Annotated in this window: 16 protein-coding genes and 1 other annotated feature; of the genes, 1 reads left to right on the top strand and 15 read right to left on the bottom strand. The window is 43.2% G+C overall.

Annotated features, from left to right (window positions below):
- Positions 1-282: 282 nt before the first annotated feature.
- The 10 genes from rplL to ACYQ5K_RS02295 all read right to left on the bottom strand — a co-directional run bounded on the left by rplL (position 283) and on the right by ACYQ5K_RS02295 (position 7,552).
- Positions 283-660 (bottom strand): 50S ribosomal protein L7/L12, encoded by a 378-nt coding sequence (gene rplL / locus ACYQ5K_RS02340; protein WP_173689213.1) that lies wholly within the window; start codon positions 658-660, stop codon positions 283-285.
- 81 nt (positions 661-741) lie between these two features.
- Positions 742-1,266 (bottom strand): 50S ribosomal protein L10, encoded by a 525-nt coding sequence (gene rplJ / locus ACYQ5K_RS02335; RefSeq protein ID WP_022220338.1) that lies wholly within the window; start codon positions 1,264-1,266, stop codon positions 742-744.
- A 75-nt stretch (positions 1,267-1,341) separates the two neighbouring features.
- Positions 1,342-1,478 (bottom strand) — a sequence feature (ribosomal protein L10 leader region).
- A 102-nt stretch (positions 1,479-1,580) separates the two neighbouring features.
- The gene (locus ACYQ5K_RS02330; RefSeq protein ID WP_008373488.1) at positions 1,581-2,525 is read right to left on the bottom strand and encodes an L-lactate dehydrogenase; all 945 of its coding nucleotides are present in this window, start codon (positions 2,523-2,525) and stop codon (positions 1,581-1,583) included.
- A 213-nt stretch (positions 2,526-2,738) separates the two neighbouring features.
- Positions 2,739-3,431, bottom strand: coding sequence for a 50S ribosomal protein L1 (gene rplA, locus ACYQ5K_RS02325; protein ID WP_008373486.1), 693 nt, complete (start codon positions 3,429-3,431; stop codon positions 2,739-2,741).
- 84 nt (positions 3,432-3,515) lie between these two features.
- Complete coding sequence (gene rplK, locus ACYQ5K_RS02320; RefSeq protein ID WP_055247516.1) at positions 3,516-3,944, bottom strand: 50S ribosomal protein L11; 429 nt, start codon at positions 3,942-3,944, stop codon at positions 3,516-3,518.
- A 70-nt stretch (positions 3,945-4,014) separates the two neighbouring features.
- Positions 4,015-4,530, bottom strand: a complete 516-nt coding sequence (nusG, locus tag ACYQ5K_RS02315; RefSeq protein WP_008373482.1) for a transcription termination/antitermination protein NusG — start codon at positions 4,528-4,530, stop codon at positions 4,015-4,017.
- Positions 4,531-4,566: 36 nt separating this feature from the next.
- Positions 4,567-4,779 (bottom strand): preprotein translocase subunit SecE, encoded by a 213-nt coding sequence (gene secE / locus ACYQ5K_RS02310; protein ID WP_173689214.1) that lies wholly within the window; start codon positions 4,777-4,779, stop codon positions 4,567-4,569.
- Between the two features lie 22 nt (positions 4,780-4,801).
- Positions 4,802-4,951, bottom strand: a complete 150-nt coding sequence (gene rpmG / locus ACYQ5K_RS02305; protein WP_081445272.1) for a 50S ribosomal protein L33 — start codon at positions 4,949-4,951, stop codon at positions 4,802-4,804.
- A gap of 288 nt (positions 4,952-5,239) precedes the next feature.
- On the bottom strand, positions 5,240-6,490 hold the full coding sequence (locus ACYQ5K_RS02300) for a threonine/serine exporter family protein (protein ID WP_173689215.1): 1,251 nt from the start codon (positions 6,488-6,490) through the stop codon (positions 5,240-5,242).
- Positions 6,491-6,631: 141 nt separating this feature from the next.
- Positions 6,632-7,552, bottom strand: a complete 921-nt coding sequence (locus tag ACYQ5K_RS02295; protein ID WP_459777245.1) for an AraC family transcriptional regulator — start codon at positions 7,550-7,552, stop codon at positions 6,632-6,634.
- A 107-nt stretch (positions 7,553-7,659) separates the two neighbouring features.
- On the opposite strand from ACYQ5K_RS02295, the gene ACYQ5K_RS02290 reads away from it, so the two are divergent.
- The gene (locus tag ACYQ5K_RS02290) at positions 7,660-8,841 is read left to right on the top strand and encodes an MFS transporter (protein WP_178025804.1); all 1,182 of its coding nucleotides are present in this window, start codon (positions 7,660-7,662) and stop codon (positions 8,839-8,841) included.
- A gap of 15 nt (positions 8,842-8,856) precedes the next feature.
- Here ACYQ5K_RS02290 and ACYQ5K_RS02285 read toward each other — a convergent pair whose 3' ends face one another.
- The 5 genes from ACYQ5K_RS02285 to ACYQ5K_RS02265 all read right to left on the bottom strand — a co-directional run bounded on the left by ACYQ5K_RS02285 (position 8,857) and on the right by ACYQ5K_RS02265 (position 13,959).
- The gene (locus ACYQ5K_RS02285) at positions 8,857-9,429 is read right to left on the bottom strand and encodes a DUF3841 domain-containing protein (protein WP_173688261.1); all 573 of its coding nucleotides are present in this window, start codon (positions 9,427-9,429) and stop codon (positions 8,857-8,859) included.
- Positions 9,405-9,962 carry a DUF3841 domain-containing protein gene (locus tag ACYQ5K_RS02280; protein ID WP_173688262.1) on the bottom strand — a complete coding sequence of 186 codons (558 nt, stop codon included), beginning with the start codon at positions 9,960-9,962 and terminating at the stop codon, positions 9,405-9,407. The genes ACYQ5K_RS02285 and ACYQ5K_RS02280 overlap by 25 nt, the downstream gene beginning before the upstream one ends.
- A 79-nt stretch (positions 9,963-10,041) precedes the next feature.
- On the bottom strand, positions 10,042-11,184 hold the full coding sequence (locus ACYQ5K_RS02275) for a YkvI family membrane protein (RefSeq protein ID WP_173688263.1): 1,143 nt from the start codon (positions 11,182-11,184) through the stop codon (positions 10,042-10,044).
- Positions 11,174-12,286, bottom strand: coding sequence for an iron-containing alcohol dehydrogenase family protein (locus tag ACYQ5K_RS02270; RefSeq protein ID WP_173688264.1), 1,113 nt, complete (start codon positions 12,284-12,286; stop codon positions 11,174-11,176). Before ACYQ5K_RS02270 ends, ACYQ5K_RS02275 begins: the two co-directional genes overlap by 11 nt.
- Positions 12,287-12,378: 92 nt before the next feature.
- On the bottom strand, positions 12,379-13,959 hold the full coding sequence (locus tag ACYQ5K_RS02265) for a glucose-6-phosphate isomerase (protein ID WP_173688265.1): 1,581 nt from the start codon (positions 13,957-13,959) through the stop codon (positions 12,379-12,381).
- Positions 13,960-14,020: the final 61 nt, after the last annotated feature.

Genomic DNA, 14,020 nt, shown 5'->3' with positions numbered 1-14,020 from the left:
CTCCTTATATGATAAATTTTCGGGTTATTTCCGCCTTATTCAGGGCGCACTTATGGCATACGTTTCCACAATAGCGCATTTTTTACTTTACCACAGGTTTTTCTCGATTGTCAAGTCTAACTTTTCAAAGAATTGTATTTTTATTGTATTTTATAATGTAAGTGGCAAAATTTACTTTCGGCCCCTTTGATACCGCAGAAAAGTACTAAAAATCAAAAGAGCGTACCACTGCAGGAAATCCTGCGCGATACGCTCTTGTCATTCACAGTGTGATAACCAAAATTACTTAAGGTTAACTTCTGCTCCTTCAGCTTCAAGTTTAGCTTTGATTTCTTCAGCTTCAGCTTTAGAAGCGCCTTCTTTAACTACCTTCGGTGCTCCGTCAACTAATTCTTTAGCTTCTTTAAGTCCAAGACCTGTTACTTCACGAACAACCTTGATAACTTTAACTTTAGACGCTCCAGCAGATACAAGTTCTACGTCGAACTCATCTTTTTCTTCTGCTGCTGCTCCGCCTTCTGCTCCAGCTGCTGCTACTACAACACCTGCTGCTGCGGATACACCAAATTCTTCTTCACATGCTTTAACTAAGTCATTTAATTCAAGTACAGATAATTCTTTGATAGCTTCAATAAATTCTGCTGTTGTTAATTTTGCCATTTTATTTTCCTCCATTTGATTTTAATGTTTGGCTCTTTCGCCTCTTACTGTTCCCACACTCGGATGGGATTCCGGTACAGATTACTCTGCTGCCGGTGCTTCTGCTTCAGCTTCTGCCGGAGCATCACCCTGTTCTGCGATCTGATTAAGAACACGGGCAAGGTTTGTAATAGGTGACTGTAAGCTTCCAAGTAATTTGGACAGCAGTACTTCTCTTGACGGAATCTTAGAAAGTTCCTGAATACCAGCTGCGTCATATACTGAGCCTTCAACTACACCTGCTTTTACCTCAAGAGCTTCTGCTTTCTTAGCGAAATTGCAGATGATTCTTGCCGGTGCTGTTGCATCTTCTTTAGAAATTGCAATAGCGTTCGGTCCTTCCAGATATTCGTCAAGCTGTGCGAAATCTGTTCCTTCAAAAGCTCTCTTCATCATTGTGTTCTTGCAAACTTTGTAGATAACACCTGCTTCTCTCAGCTGTTTACGAAGTTCAGTGTCCTGAGCTACTGTAAGTCCACAGTAGTTAACGATAACTGCTGACTGAGCATCTGTGAGATCTTCAACGATTGCCTGTACGATAGGTTGTTTTAATTCAACTTTTGCCACGAATGGTGCACCTCCTTGTAGTATTTTCAACTGCCAGAAAGTCTCGGTCCCAGCGGGGACTTTCATATCACGCAATCATGCGCTAAAAAACCTCCGCGCCAAAGCACAGAGGTTTACAAATTCAAATCTAATGAATCTTGTCTTCCTCGGTAGGCGTTTTGACCCTTATGCCTTACGGCACCTACTGTCTTCGGCAGTTACTTCGTAAATATAGCATACGTTTACCAGAAAGTCAAGTGTAATTTTTATTTTTTTAATTTTTATATTTTTATTTTTTTAATTTTTATTTTTTCAATTTTATCCAGTTTCTTCTATTATAAGTCCAGACCATCCAGCACTTCCTTCAATTCTTTTGCAGATGAAAGCAATTTTTCTTTTTCTTCATCGCTCAGTGGAATCTCAAGAACTTTTTCTGCACCTTTCTGCGAAACTATGGTCGGAACACTGATACAGAGTCCTTCCAGTCCGTATTCTCCCTCCATCAGACTCGTGACAGGAAGAACCGCATTTTCATTCATAACAATGCTTTCTGCAATTCTCGCAACTGCCATTGCCACACCATAATAGGTTGCACCTTTTTTCTGGATAATATCATAAGCGCTGTCCCGCACAGTCTTATAAATTCTTTCCATAGATTCCTGATGTTGATAATGTCCGCGAAGTTCACAGAAATCATTGATTGGAATTCCCGCTACATTTGCCCCGCTCCATACAGCAAGCTCACTGTCTCCATGCTCTCCGATGATATTGGCATGTACGCTCCGGCTCGCAACCTGAAGATGTTCACTTAACAGATAACGAAATCTCGCAGTATCCAGAACAGTTCCGCTTCCGAATACTCTTTCCTTCGGATATCCGGAAATCTTAAGTGCCGCATAAGTCAGAATATCCACCGGATTTGCTACAACAAGCAGGATTCCTTCAAATCCGCGTTTTGTGATTTCCGGAATAATCGATTTGAAAATTGCTACATTTTTGTGTACCAGATCCAGTCTTGTCTCTCCCGGTTTCTGATTTGCTCCAGCTGTAATGATGATCAATGAACAATCACTGATATCATCATAAGATCCCGCATATATTTTCATCGGGTGTGCATATGGTCTACCATGGCTGATGTCCATTGCCTCCCCTTCTGCTTTTTCTTTATTCGCATCGATCAGTACCAGTTCGGAAAAAATCCCTTTCTGAAGTAAACTGAACGCAGAGGACGCTCCTACAAACCCACATCCGATAATTGCTGCCTTTTGAATATTAACCATGACAAAGTGCCTCCTTTTAATTACTTGATATTTTTTTCACAGGCATAGGTTATCATTATTTTCCCCTGTTTTCAATGTTTTCATGCATTGTTCGTCAAAAAATGCACAATGTATACAGAATACTGTTTGTTAGGTTTCTTGCTGCGCAAAAAGACACCGTACCGGATCACTCCGCATACGGTGTCTCTATTATTTACATTTATTCAATACTGATTAAGCAAGCTTCATTGGGTTGATCTTTACACCAGGTCCCATTGTAGAAGTAAGTGTCACACTCTTAAGATACTGACCCTTTACTGCTGCCGGTTTAGCTTTGTTAATCGCATCGATAAGCGTCTGGAAGTTGTCAGCAAGCTGTTCTTCAGTGAAAGAAGCTTTTCCTACTGGTACATGGATGATATTTGTCTTGTCCAATCTGTACTCAATCTTACCAGCTTTGATTTCGTTGATAGCTTTTGTAACGTCCATTGTTACTGTACCAGCCTTCGGGTTTGGCATTAAACCTTTTGGTCCAAGTACACGTCCGAGACGTCCAACAACACCCATCATATCCGGTGTAGCTACAACTACATCGAATTCGAACCAGTTTTCATTCTGGATCTTCGGAATGAGTTCATCTCCACCTACGTAATCTGCTCCGGCTGCTTTAGCTTCTTCAGCTTTAGCGTCCTTAGCAAATACAAGGATACGAACCTTTTTACCAGTTCCGTGCGGAAGAACTACAGCGCCACGGATCTGCTGATCTGCATGACGTCCGTCACATCCTGTTCTGATATGAGCTTCGATTGTTTCATCAAATTTAGCTGTCGCGCTCTTCTTAACAAGTGCGATCGCTTCATCTCTATCATAGAGAGTTGCTCTGTCGATTAACTTTGCAGCTTCTACGTATTTCTTTCCTCTTTTCATTCTAAATACCTCCTAGTGGTGATTACGGGAATTCCCTCCCACGTATTTTTTCAGTTTCCTTACATTCTGCTTATGCAGTCTGAATTAGTCCTCTACTACAGTTACACCCATGCTGCGGCATGTTCCTTCGATCATGCTCATAGCTGATTCTACGGATGCAGCGTTCAGGTCTGGCATCTTAAGTTCTGCGATTTCCTTTACCTGAGCTTTTGTAATCTTAGCAACTTTTGTCTTGTTCGGAACACCTGAACCAGATTTAAGGTTGCAGGCTTTCTTAATAAGAACTGCTGCCGGAGGAGTCTTTGTAACGAAGCTGAAACTTCTGTCACTGTAAACTGTAATTACTACAGGAATGATCAGATCTCCCTGATCAGCTGTCTTTGCGTTGAACTGTTTTGTAAATTCAACGATATTTACACCGTGCTGTCCAAGAGCAGGACCAACCGGTGGAGCCGGAGTAGCCTTTCCAGCTGGAATCTGTAATTTGATATAACCTGAAACTTTTTTTGCCATTTTAAAGTACCTCCTTGTGGTATTTGCGGGGATTTCCCTCCCACGTGTTCATTATGCACTGCGCATAAAGTTACATTTTTTTGACTTCTGCGAAACTGATTTCTACCGGCGTTTCGCGGCCGAATAAATCAACATTGATCGTCAGGCTCTGCTTAGCCATATTGATAGTCTGAATCATGCCGACTGTTCCTTCCCAGGCTCCGCCTGTTACTGTCACAGTATCTCCTTCTTCAAAATCTACCACGATGTCTTCTTTCTGGATACCAAGTGGTGCCATCTCTTCATCTGTAAGCGGAACCGGTTTGGATCCAGGACCTACAAATCCTGTAACACCTCTTGTGTTTCGTACCACATACCAGGTATCATCGTTCATGATCATGTGGATCAGAACATATCCCGGAAACATCTTTTTCTGAGACGCTTTCTGTACGCCATTCTTCAATTCGACAACTTCCTGCATCGGAACACGGACCTCAAGGATCTCATCTTCCAGATGACGGTTCTCGATCGTCTTGTCAATGTTGGCCTTTACCTTGTTCTCATACCCTGAATAGGTATGCACAACATACCATTTTGCTTCTGCCATAAACTCACCTTTCCTGCATTACCATTTATCAGTATCTTATCTAACTAATAAATCTACCCCGAATTTTACCAGGATATCACAGATCGTGATAATCGCTCCTAAGATAACGGAAACAACTACGACCGCAGCTGTCTGTTTGGTAAGTGTGGTTTTGTCTGGCCAGATAATCTTATTAAACTCAGCTTTCAGACCTTTGAAGAAAGGAGTTTTCTTCTCTTTTGCCTTCGCTTTGTCTTTAGATTCGCCCATAACATTCACTTCCCTTCAACGACTATTTCGTCTCTTTGTGTAATGTGTGTGATTTGCAGAATCTACAGTATTTCTTTGTTTCCATGCGTTCCGGATGAGACTTCTTATCCTTTGTCATGTTGTAGTTACGATGCTTGCATTCTGTACATTCCAGTGTAATTCTTGTACGCACAACTTCCACCTCGCTTTTTATGTTCTAATTTTTAGTTGCATGACAGCTTGCGAGGCTGTCGTGAAAGCTTCACGCCTGAAACTTTCTTTGTTAAAAATAGGCATAAAAAAAAGACCTATACTTCCATTCGCTAGGTTAGTGTACCATACCGAAAGTATAAAGTCAAGAAATTAAATAATTTTTTGTGAAAGCCTTCGGACTCCGGAATCCGCTCTCATCCAGGCATATTCCCGGCACACAGGCTAAAATTTCAGCCGCAGAATGAAATCCGCGGCTGAAACTTCTTATTTACCTGTCACTTTTTCCAATGTGATATTCTACCTTCATACCACGCATGATAGTTCTTGATGCGATATCTACAAAGTTAAATCCAAATGCAATTGCAACGCAGGTTGCAAAAAGTGTGATCGTCTGTTCCAGGAGCATATGCATATTCCCGCTTACGCATGCATACATTACATAGTACAGATTCGGTCCAGGAATCAGCGGGAATACAGATGCTGTCAGGAAAATTGTTGATGGTGCTTTATTTATCCGCGACATAATAAATGCATAGAATGCAACGAATGTCGCCGCAATTGTAGTTGCAAGGAAGTTACTTGGACGCGCCTCATAAACAAGTGCATAAATCAGCCATGTAAAAAATGCTCCGATTCCACAGTAAACCACCTGCATTCCCCGGATCTTAAACCACAGTGCAAATCCCACGCAGGCTGCGGTACAGGAAATCAGCTGTACGATCAGATTCGGAGTAAGGATAAATCCTTCCGCCTCTACACCGCCAAAAAGAATCATCGGTATCGCCGTACCAAATGCGATTCCGGAAGCACCAAGCATGGAATTCATGATATTGATTGATCCGGAGATAAAGTCTTTCTGAAGCAGATCACGGATTCCGTTCGTCGTACTCAGTCCACTGATCAGGAGCATGACAATTCCGATCATGATCCGCTCCTCATGATCCGCAAATCCAAATTTAACAGACAACAGAATGATCATCTCTGCAATAAACGATAAGATCAGGTTATATGCCAGCAGGTTCTTCTCACGTTCAGCCAGCCAGTTCCCTGCTGCAACGATCACAATTGATACGATCACCGCAATGATCGCATCCCTTATATTACATCCAAAGAATACCGCGAATCCGGTACCACCTAAAATACCGGCCGCATAATGGGTGTACCACTTCTGTTCCGGTCTTCCCATCACCTCTTCAAACTGTCTTCTCATTTCTTTTGCATCCGGCTTTTCTTTACAGACTTTACGGCACAGATTATTCAGATAATCCAGCTTGTCAAAGTCACATTCCCCTATTTCTACCAGCCGGATCTGTGTAATAATCTGCCCTTCCGGTGTCTCTGCCGTAATCTGGATATTGCTTGGTATAACAAAAATATCATACTTTACAAATCCATAACTTCTGCAAATACGGTACAGACTGTCCTGCAGACGAAAGTTCTCCGCTCCACATCTAATCATAGCCTCCCCAATGTCCAGGATCCCCTGTACAATTCTCTCGTAATCGTATTTCACATTCATTTTCCTTTTCCCAAAACCTCTCTCTTTTGTTCTTCTTACAAAGCCAGTTGTTCCGCCCTCCCGAACACTTCAGCCATACGAAGTAATGATATCATGATGTATCAAAAAGTCAACTAAATTCGGAGAATTTCTTCTAATATGTTATTTTTCTCCAGCCTTTTTCAGTCCTTCTTCTTCCCGGAATGCTCCTGGTGTCATCCCATACATTTTCTTAAATATTCTTACAAAATAACTTGTATTATCTATTCCCACATCTGCGGCAACCCGAATAACCGTATCATTCGTCTTACACAATAATTCTTTTGCCCTCTCCAGCCTGTAATCGATCAAATATTTCACCGGAGTCGTCCCTATTCCACGCTTAAAGCATCGAAGGGCTTCACTTTTACTAATGTTCGCTTCCGCTGCCAGCCTTTCCAAAGAAATTCGTTCTTTATAATGGTTTTCTATAAACTGCATCATCTCTCTGAGCCGCGACTGTAAAAGGAGATTCTTATTCCGGGACTCTCTCTGTACAATATCCGGAACTTCTTCAAACAATTCATCCCATAATCTGCTGATCTTGTTCTGTATAATCAGTTCTTTTCTAAGCATTTCCTTTCCGGCATCTTTGTATATCTCATCCAGCAGACTTAATATACCACTATTTTTTTCTTTTTCCAAAATCACATATTCTTTACCATATGTAATTACAGGACTAACATATTTTTGATAAATTGCACTTTCCCGCGCAGCAAGCAGCTCTGGAGCGTGCAGGATATTTGGCATAAGCGCACCACCCGGTGTTTCAAAGCGGTGGATCACTCTGCTGTTTATAAAAATCCCCTCCCCCGCTTCAAGGATAATCTTTTCATTTCCAATCCTGCAGATTACTTTTCCAGATTCAACCCATGCCCATTCAATCTCATTATGCCAGTGCCATTCAACATAACCCTGACCAATTTCATCGATATCATCCAGATAATATTCAAAAGGAAACTCCGGCGTTCCGTGTTCACGTATTTCCCTCAGTGTTTCATCTGTTATTATCTCTGTTATTATCTCTGTTATTTGCATTTTCATTATACCTTTTGTGTTTTGAAGATATTGTACTATATTTTTGCGATATTCGTCAAGACATCCACCCCTCCAATATGATATAGTGCTATTTTGAAAGGAGCTTTTAAGAAATGAAAAAAAACACAAATTGTATGCAGACCATCTACGCTTGTTTTATTGGTTACATCGTTCAGGCTATCGTAAATAATTTTGTTCCTCTTCTTTTTGTCACTTTCCAAAATAATTACCATATTTCACTAGAACGAATTACCTTTTTGATCACACTCAACTTTATCATTCAGCTGTTTGTCGATCTTCTATCTGCATTCTTCATCGACAGGATCGGATACCGCATTTCGATTTTAATTGCGCATATCCTTTCTGCGGCAGGACTGATATTACTCACCGTTCTTCCGGAAGTTTTTCCCTCCCCTTATACCGGACTTGTAATCGCAGTTATCATTTATGCGATCGGCGGTGGACTTCTCGAAGTACTGGTAAGCCCGATCATTGAAGCCTGCCCTACTGATAACAAAGAAAAAGCAATGAGTCTCCTGCATTCCTTTTACTGTTGGGGGCATGTGGGCGTTGTTCTGTTATCAACCGCATTTTTCTGGTTTTTCGGAATATCGCACTGGAAAATCCTCGCACTTATGTGGGCTGTCATCCCAATATTTAACACTTTCCTCTTCAGAAGTGCACCAATCTACTCCCTTCACGAAGAAGGTGAACAGGGACTTTCTCTCAGAGAATTGTGCACCTCTAAAATCTTCTGGATGTTAATGCTTATGATGACCTGTGCCGGTGCCAGCGAACAGGCAGTCAGCCAATGGGCATCCACTTTTGCCGAGACAAGCCTGCACATTTCCAAAACACTCGGCGATCTTGCCGGTCCTCTTACCTTTGCAGCCTGCATGGGGGCTTCCCGGCTGCTTTATGGGAAATATGGAGACAGGATCCGGCTGGATCTGTTCATGAGAGGAAGCTGCATTCTTTGCATCCTTTCCTATTTATGTATTTCCATCCTTCCATTTCCTGCGCTGAACCTTTTTGGATGTGCGCTTTGCGGATTCTCCGTTGGAATTATGTGGCCGGGACTTTTCAGCACCGCATCCGTCTCTATTCCACGTGGCGGCACAACAATGTTTGCCCTCCTTGCACTTGCCGGAGATCTGGGATGTTCCGGTGGCCCGACGCTTGCAGGTCTGGTATCTTCCTACGCCGGCGGCAGTCTGAAAACCGGGATTTTCGCAGCCATTATTTTTCCGGCCGTCCTGCTCCTTGGTCTGATAAAATCAAAAAAATCTGAATAAAAAAGGAGTGGATCATTACCTGATCCACTCCTTTTTTATTCTCCAGAGTCCTGCTTGTATATCCCTCACAAGCTCTGTATTTCCATGTAACAATTCCTCATGATACCGCATCAGGCGCTGCCAGCTTTTCAGGATCTGCTGCTTCTGCATCGGATAAAAATTACTCAACACCGCATCCATCTCTTTGATTCCATACATCTCCAGCTGCTCCTGGAACTGCTTCTCATCTTTTTCATTTTCCCCAATATATTTGAGACAGAGAATCTTATTCCAGTCATACATATCAAAAAGCAGAACTTCATCCAATGGTACTTCCAGTGTCAGGAAATTGCCGCCCATCGACTGATCCACATTATAAGCTTCACGGAATGCCCAGTACGGATACTCCGCATCATCAGGTTTCTTCACATATTTCTCCATCTCACGCACAAACCAGGAATAGGCTGTTGTGAAAATCTTTGCACTCTCCTGATATTTTTTCCGCACATACGCCTCTTTGGAATAGCACACGCCATCCCGCTCAATTGCTTCGATTACCGGGTCTGCCTGTGATGCATATAAGGTTATTGTATTACATTTTTCACCCATTCTCTTCGCACCTCCCAGATGTTTCCATAACATCCATCACTTCCGATCTGGATCTTATCATCAAAAAGCCTCTTCCAGCTCTCCCGGATCTCCCGTTTGATCTCCGGATAGAACTGCGACATATACGCCTGCGTGTCGCTGACTCCATAGGCTTCCAGAAGCTCTTTGTGCCGCTTTTCATCCGCCTCGTCTGCCGGAATATAGGAATAGTTGAGGATCATTCCCCATTTTGTGAAATTCACTCCGGTAATCAGGGATTCTTCGATCTCCAGCTCCAGGATCACTCTTCCTTTTTCCGGAAGCATCGTTGCATCCTGCCTGAAGGATACCCATACCGGAAATTCCACATCCGCCGGTTTGTTCCCGTAGTCCGGTCCGTTCTTGACCAGCCATTCATAAACATCCAGAACCAGTTCCGAATGTTCTTTGAGATCCTTTATGATATACTCTCGCTTTACCGTATATCGTCCGGTCTCCTGAAGAACTTTCCAGACATTTTCATGCTGCTTTGACCACACTGTAATCTTTGCCATTCCATCACCCCACTAATGGTAAAATATATGTACTCCAACCGATTGGTATCTTTCGTCCTCTTTTCCCTTTATTCTCTCATTACTTCGTATCAAATCTGGTCACTGCCATATGGATCAGATACGGAATCAGAATGACCGGAATCGCAAGATATGCCAGCACACTGTAAGCCTTCTGGATCAGTGTCAGAAGCCCGAACTGTGCGATTCCAAAATCCACTACACAGCAGATAAATGCTGCCACAATTTCCTTTGTACCAATTTTACTTTTTTTACCCGTTTCCGTCTCTTTCTTCACTTTATCAAGACCACTGCAGATTCTCTTGACCATTGCAGCCACCATATTAACCGCCGTAGATACCGCTCCAAGAATGATCAAAACAGAAATCAGCGGCATCATAAATCCTTTTCCAACACCGCACTGTACCATAAAAAGTGTCGGGACACTCGCCTCGCTCATCTCCGGCTTGGTACAAACAGTCATAATCCCAAGCACAACCATGATCATCATAAGCGCATTGATGATCCATCCGATTCCCATACTTTTCACCGCGTCATCCGGCTTTTCAAAGCTCTTGGCATGCTGCACAAATACTGCCACATTTGCCAACTGGAAGGTTCCGTAAATGAATGCTGAATAGAGTGCTTTTCCAAAGGATCCGCCATTTGCCGTCATCTGCGAAGCAGTCTCCGTGATCTGCCCTGCCCCGGCAATGATATTCGGAATGTACACAATCAGAAGCCCTGCGATAATGCAGACTGACAGAACCGATGCAACCTTGCGCACCAGATCTGTTCCAAATACTGCCACAACGAAGATAAATATACCGATAATCAACGTACACAGCAGATACGGAAGTCCGGTCAGGGTACTTAAGGTCGCTCCGCCTGTCGCAAATGCAACTGCGGGAGCCACACACATCACACAGATATAAAGGACTTCAAACAAATTGGAAAATACCGGCGCAAACTTCCCGTAAAATGCATTGTTATAAGACCGGTAATCATATACCTCATGCTTTCTCGCAAACCGGAGGCAGTACGCGAAAAATACAGCATTATATCCCATGGCCAGAACCGGCATCAGAAGGCACCAGATTCCATAACGCACATAATAACTGTAGATCTGCGCACCTGAGGCAAATCCACCTCCGAAATGTGTTGTAAACCAGACAAACGCTACCCCAAGAATCATAGAGGAAGCTGCGGATTTCTTATTCTTCATGGCTCTGATCCTTTCTGACTCTTTCTTTCAGTTTCTGCATTGCATCCTCCAGCATTTCCCTGGTCACTTTATATGGATAATGTGCCACATCCGACATTTCCGGGATACGTTCCATGCTCTCTTTCCACTCATCCTCTGTAATCTCAATCTGTTCCAGAGATACCGGCAGCCCGATCTCGCGGTTCAGCTGATACACTTTTTCAAATTCTTCTTCCTGTCCATCTACAAGAAGTGCCAGAAGTACACCAAATCCCACCACTTCTCCATGCAGATGACGCTGTTCGATCACCGGATACTGCGTCAGAGCATAGAAAACCGCATGCGCAAGTCCGCTGTTGTAGGCCGGTGTGAAATCTTTTGTAAGGAAAATCGATGCAATTCCTGTTGTCACAACAATCGCCAGAACAACCTGCTCTACATCGTATGTACACAGTCCCTTTTTATGGTCTGAAAATGCTTTCGGTCCATATTCCAGAAGCGGATTCCTGCACATCAGGCTGACTGCCACACCAAGCGATGTGAAATGTTCCAGTCTCTCATCCCTTGATGAAATCGTTGCTTCATAATATTTTGCATAAGTATCGCCGATTCCTGCCCACATATACTGACTCGGTGCTTTTGCTATGATTTCTGTATCGATAAATGCATGCATGACCGGGCGCACGAAGAAATTCGGTTTCAGAAACGTACCATCCTCGTTATACATGATCGACACTGATGTACATGCCGAACAGTTGGATGCGATTGTCGGGAAGCTGAACACCGGCTTATCATCTGTGATGCACAGACATTTCACCGTATCCAGCGCTTTTCCGCCGCCTACTCCAAAAACCATGTCAGCCTCTTGATAAACTGGCATTTCCCGAAGCTTTTCTACTGTCTGATAAGTACAGTCTTTTCCATAAAGTTCTTTTCCTATAATCTCCAGATTCGTTTTATCCACTGCTGCTTTGATTTTATCAAATGCTGCATCAAGTGCTCTTTTTCCTCCGATCACAAGTACTGTCTTTCCATAAGATTCACAGACCGGACCGATTTTATCGTAAATCGCATCCCCGATTGAATAATTCGGAAGATGCACCTCATAATTTTCTAATTTCATATTCACACTCTTTCCCTTATAAAGACAACTCAAAAAGCCGGTACGGATACTTACGCTCCGCACCGACTCTGGTCTCTTTTCAGCTATTCTGATTAAATATCTAAAAGATCACTGTATACTTTCAGTGCTCCGTCTGTCTCATGGGCAAGTACACGTTTTGCAAGTACTTTTCCAAGCTGAACACCTTCCTGGTCGAAGCTGTTCACATTCCATACGAATCCCTGGAACATGACTTTATTCTCAAAGTGTGCAAGAAGTGCACCGAGTGTCTCTGGTGTCAGTTCTTTACCGATGATAATGCTTGACGGACGTCCGCCTTCAAAATTCTTGTTGCGGTTCTCGTCTGATTTACCGCATGCAAATGCTACGATCTGTGCTGCTACGTTTGCGCAGAGCTTCTGCTGGCTTGTGCTGTCCTGGATCACAACATCGGTTCCGATCTGGCTGTTCTTGAAGCCAATGAACTGAAGCGGTACTATGTTGGTTCCCTGATGGAGAAGCTGATAGAAGGAATGCTGTCCGTTTGTTCCCGGTTCTCCGAAGATCACCGGACCTGTCGGGTAGTCTACCGGCTCACCGAAACGGTTCACGGATTTACCGTTAGATTCCATATCCAGCTGCTGCAAATGTGCCGGGAAACGGCTCAATGCCTGTGAATACGGAAGAACTGCTGTTGCAGGATATCCGAGTACGTTGCGCTCATATACACCAATCAGGGCATCCAGCATTGCCGGGTTCTTCAGTAAATCTTCGTTCTTGGAAACTTCGTCCACTTTTGCTGCTCCTGCAAGGAACTGTGCAAATACTTCCGGTCCAAATGCCAGAGAAAGCACGGCTCCGCCAACTGCTGAAGTAGATGAGTAACGTCCTCCGATATAATCATCCATGAAGAATGCTGCAAGGTAATCATCGCTCTTTGCAAGCGGGGATGTCTCGCTTGTAACAGCGATCATATGCTTGGAAGGATCCAGACCTGCATTCTTCAGGGCATCTTTTACAAATGACTCATTGGTAAGAGTCTCAAGAGTTGTTCCTGACTTTGATACCAGAACAAAAATAGAATGTGCTACATCAATTGAATTCAGTACTGCTGCTGCATCATCCGGGTCAACATTGCTGATGAATCTGGCTTCCATCTTGAATGTGCCATTCTTCTTAGCCCAGTTTTCAAGTGCAAGATACATTGCGCGAGGACCAAGGTCGCTTCCACCGATACCGATCTGTACGACTGTTGTGAATTTTTCACCTGCTGCATTTGTGATCTCGCCGGCATGTACTTTATTGGCAAAATCTGCGATTCTCTGCTGCTGCTTAACATAGAATTCTCGCTTATCTACTCCGTCAGCTTCTACTTTATCTCCAAGCTGTCCTCGGGTGAGCTGATGAAGAACCAGTCTCTTTTCTCCTGTGTTGATCACTTCTCCATTGTAGAGTGCTGCATACTTTTCTGTCAGCTGCGCTTCTTTTGCAAGCTTTGCAAGTGCTGCAAGTACTTTATCATCTACTGCTTTTGCAGCGTAATTGTAAGTAAGATCCTCTGTCATCGGAACGCTGTAATTCTTAACACGCTCTGCTCCGTTCTCACCGGACATCACTTCTGCAAGATTTACACGTTCTACTTCCGAAAGCTCTTTAAATGATGTAAGTGTATCCAAATTGTTCCAATTAATCATAGTGGATTCCTCCTTATTCCTTTTATGATAGCAGGATTGTATCAGCCCTTTTGATACTCAC

This window comes from Allocoprococcus similis (genome assembly GCF_054660775.1).
Note: the sequence above shows the minus strand (reverse complement) of the source record. Positions and strands in the feature narration are given on the sequence as shown.

Excerpts from the sequence above, each read along its gene's own strand:
- rplL (WP_173689213.1), bottom strand. The coding sequence starts at position 660 with ATGGCAAAATTAACAACAGCAGAATTTATTGAAGCTATCAAAGAATTA.
- ACYQ5K_RS02330 (WP_008373488.1), bottom strand. The coding sequence starts at position 2,525 with ATGGTTAATATTCAAAAGGCAGCAATTATCGGATGTGGGTTTGTAGGA.
- rplA (WP_008373486.1), bottom strand. The coding sequence starts at position 3,431 with ATGAAAAGAGGAAAGAAATACGTAGAAGCTGCAAAGTTAATCGACAGA.
- rplK (WP_055247516.1), bottom strand. The coding sequence starts at position 3,944 with ATGGCAAAAAAAGTTTCAGGTTATATCAAATTACAGATTCCAGCTGGA.
- nusG (WP_008373482.1), bottom strand. The coding sequence starts at position 4,530 with ATGGCAGAAGCAAAATGGTATGTTGTGCATACCTATTCAGGGTATGAG.
- secE (WP_173689214.1), bottom strand. The coding sequence starts at position 4,779 with ATGGGCGAATCTAAAGACAAAGCGAAGGCAAAAGAGAAGAAAACTCCT.
- ACYQ5K_RS02300 (WP_173689215.1), bottom strand. The coding sequence starts at position 6,490 with ATGAATGTGAAATACGATTACGAGAGAATTGTACAGGGGATCCTGGAC.
- ACYQ5K_RS02295 (WP_459777245.1), bottom strand. The coding sequence starts at position 7,552 with ATGAAAATGCAAATAACAGAGATAATAACAGAGATAATAACAGATGAA.
- ACYQ5K_RS02290 (WP_178025804.1), top strand. The coding sequence starts at position 7,660 with ATGAAAAAAAACACAAATTGTATGCAGACCATCTACGCTTGTTTTATT.
- ACYQ5K_RS02285 (WP_173688261.1), bottom strand. The coding sequence starts at position 9,429 with ATGGGTGAAAAATGTAATACAATAACCTTATATGCATCACAGGCAGAC.
- ACYQ5K_RS02280 (WP_173688262.1), bottom strand. The coding sequence starts at position 9,962 with ATGGCAAAGATTACAGTGTGGTCAAAGCAGCATGAAAATGTCTGGAAA.
- ACYQ5K_RS02275 (WP_173688263.1), bottom strand. The coding sequence starts at position 11,184 with ATGAAGAATAAGAAATCCGCAGCTTCCTCTATGATTCTTGGGGTAGCG.
- ACYQ5K_RS02270 (WP_173688264.1), bottom strand. The coding sequence starts at position 12,286 with ATGAAATTAGAAAATTATGAGGTGCATCTTCCGAATTATTCAATCGGG.
- ACYQ5K_RS02265 (WP_173688265.1), bottom strand. The coding sequence starts at position 13,959 with ATGATTAATTGGAACAATTTGGATACACTTACATCATTTAAAGAGCTT.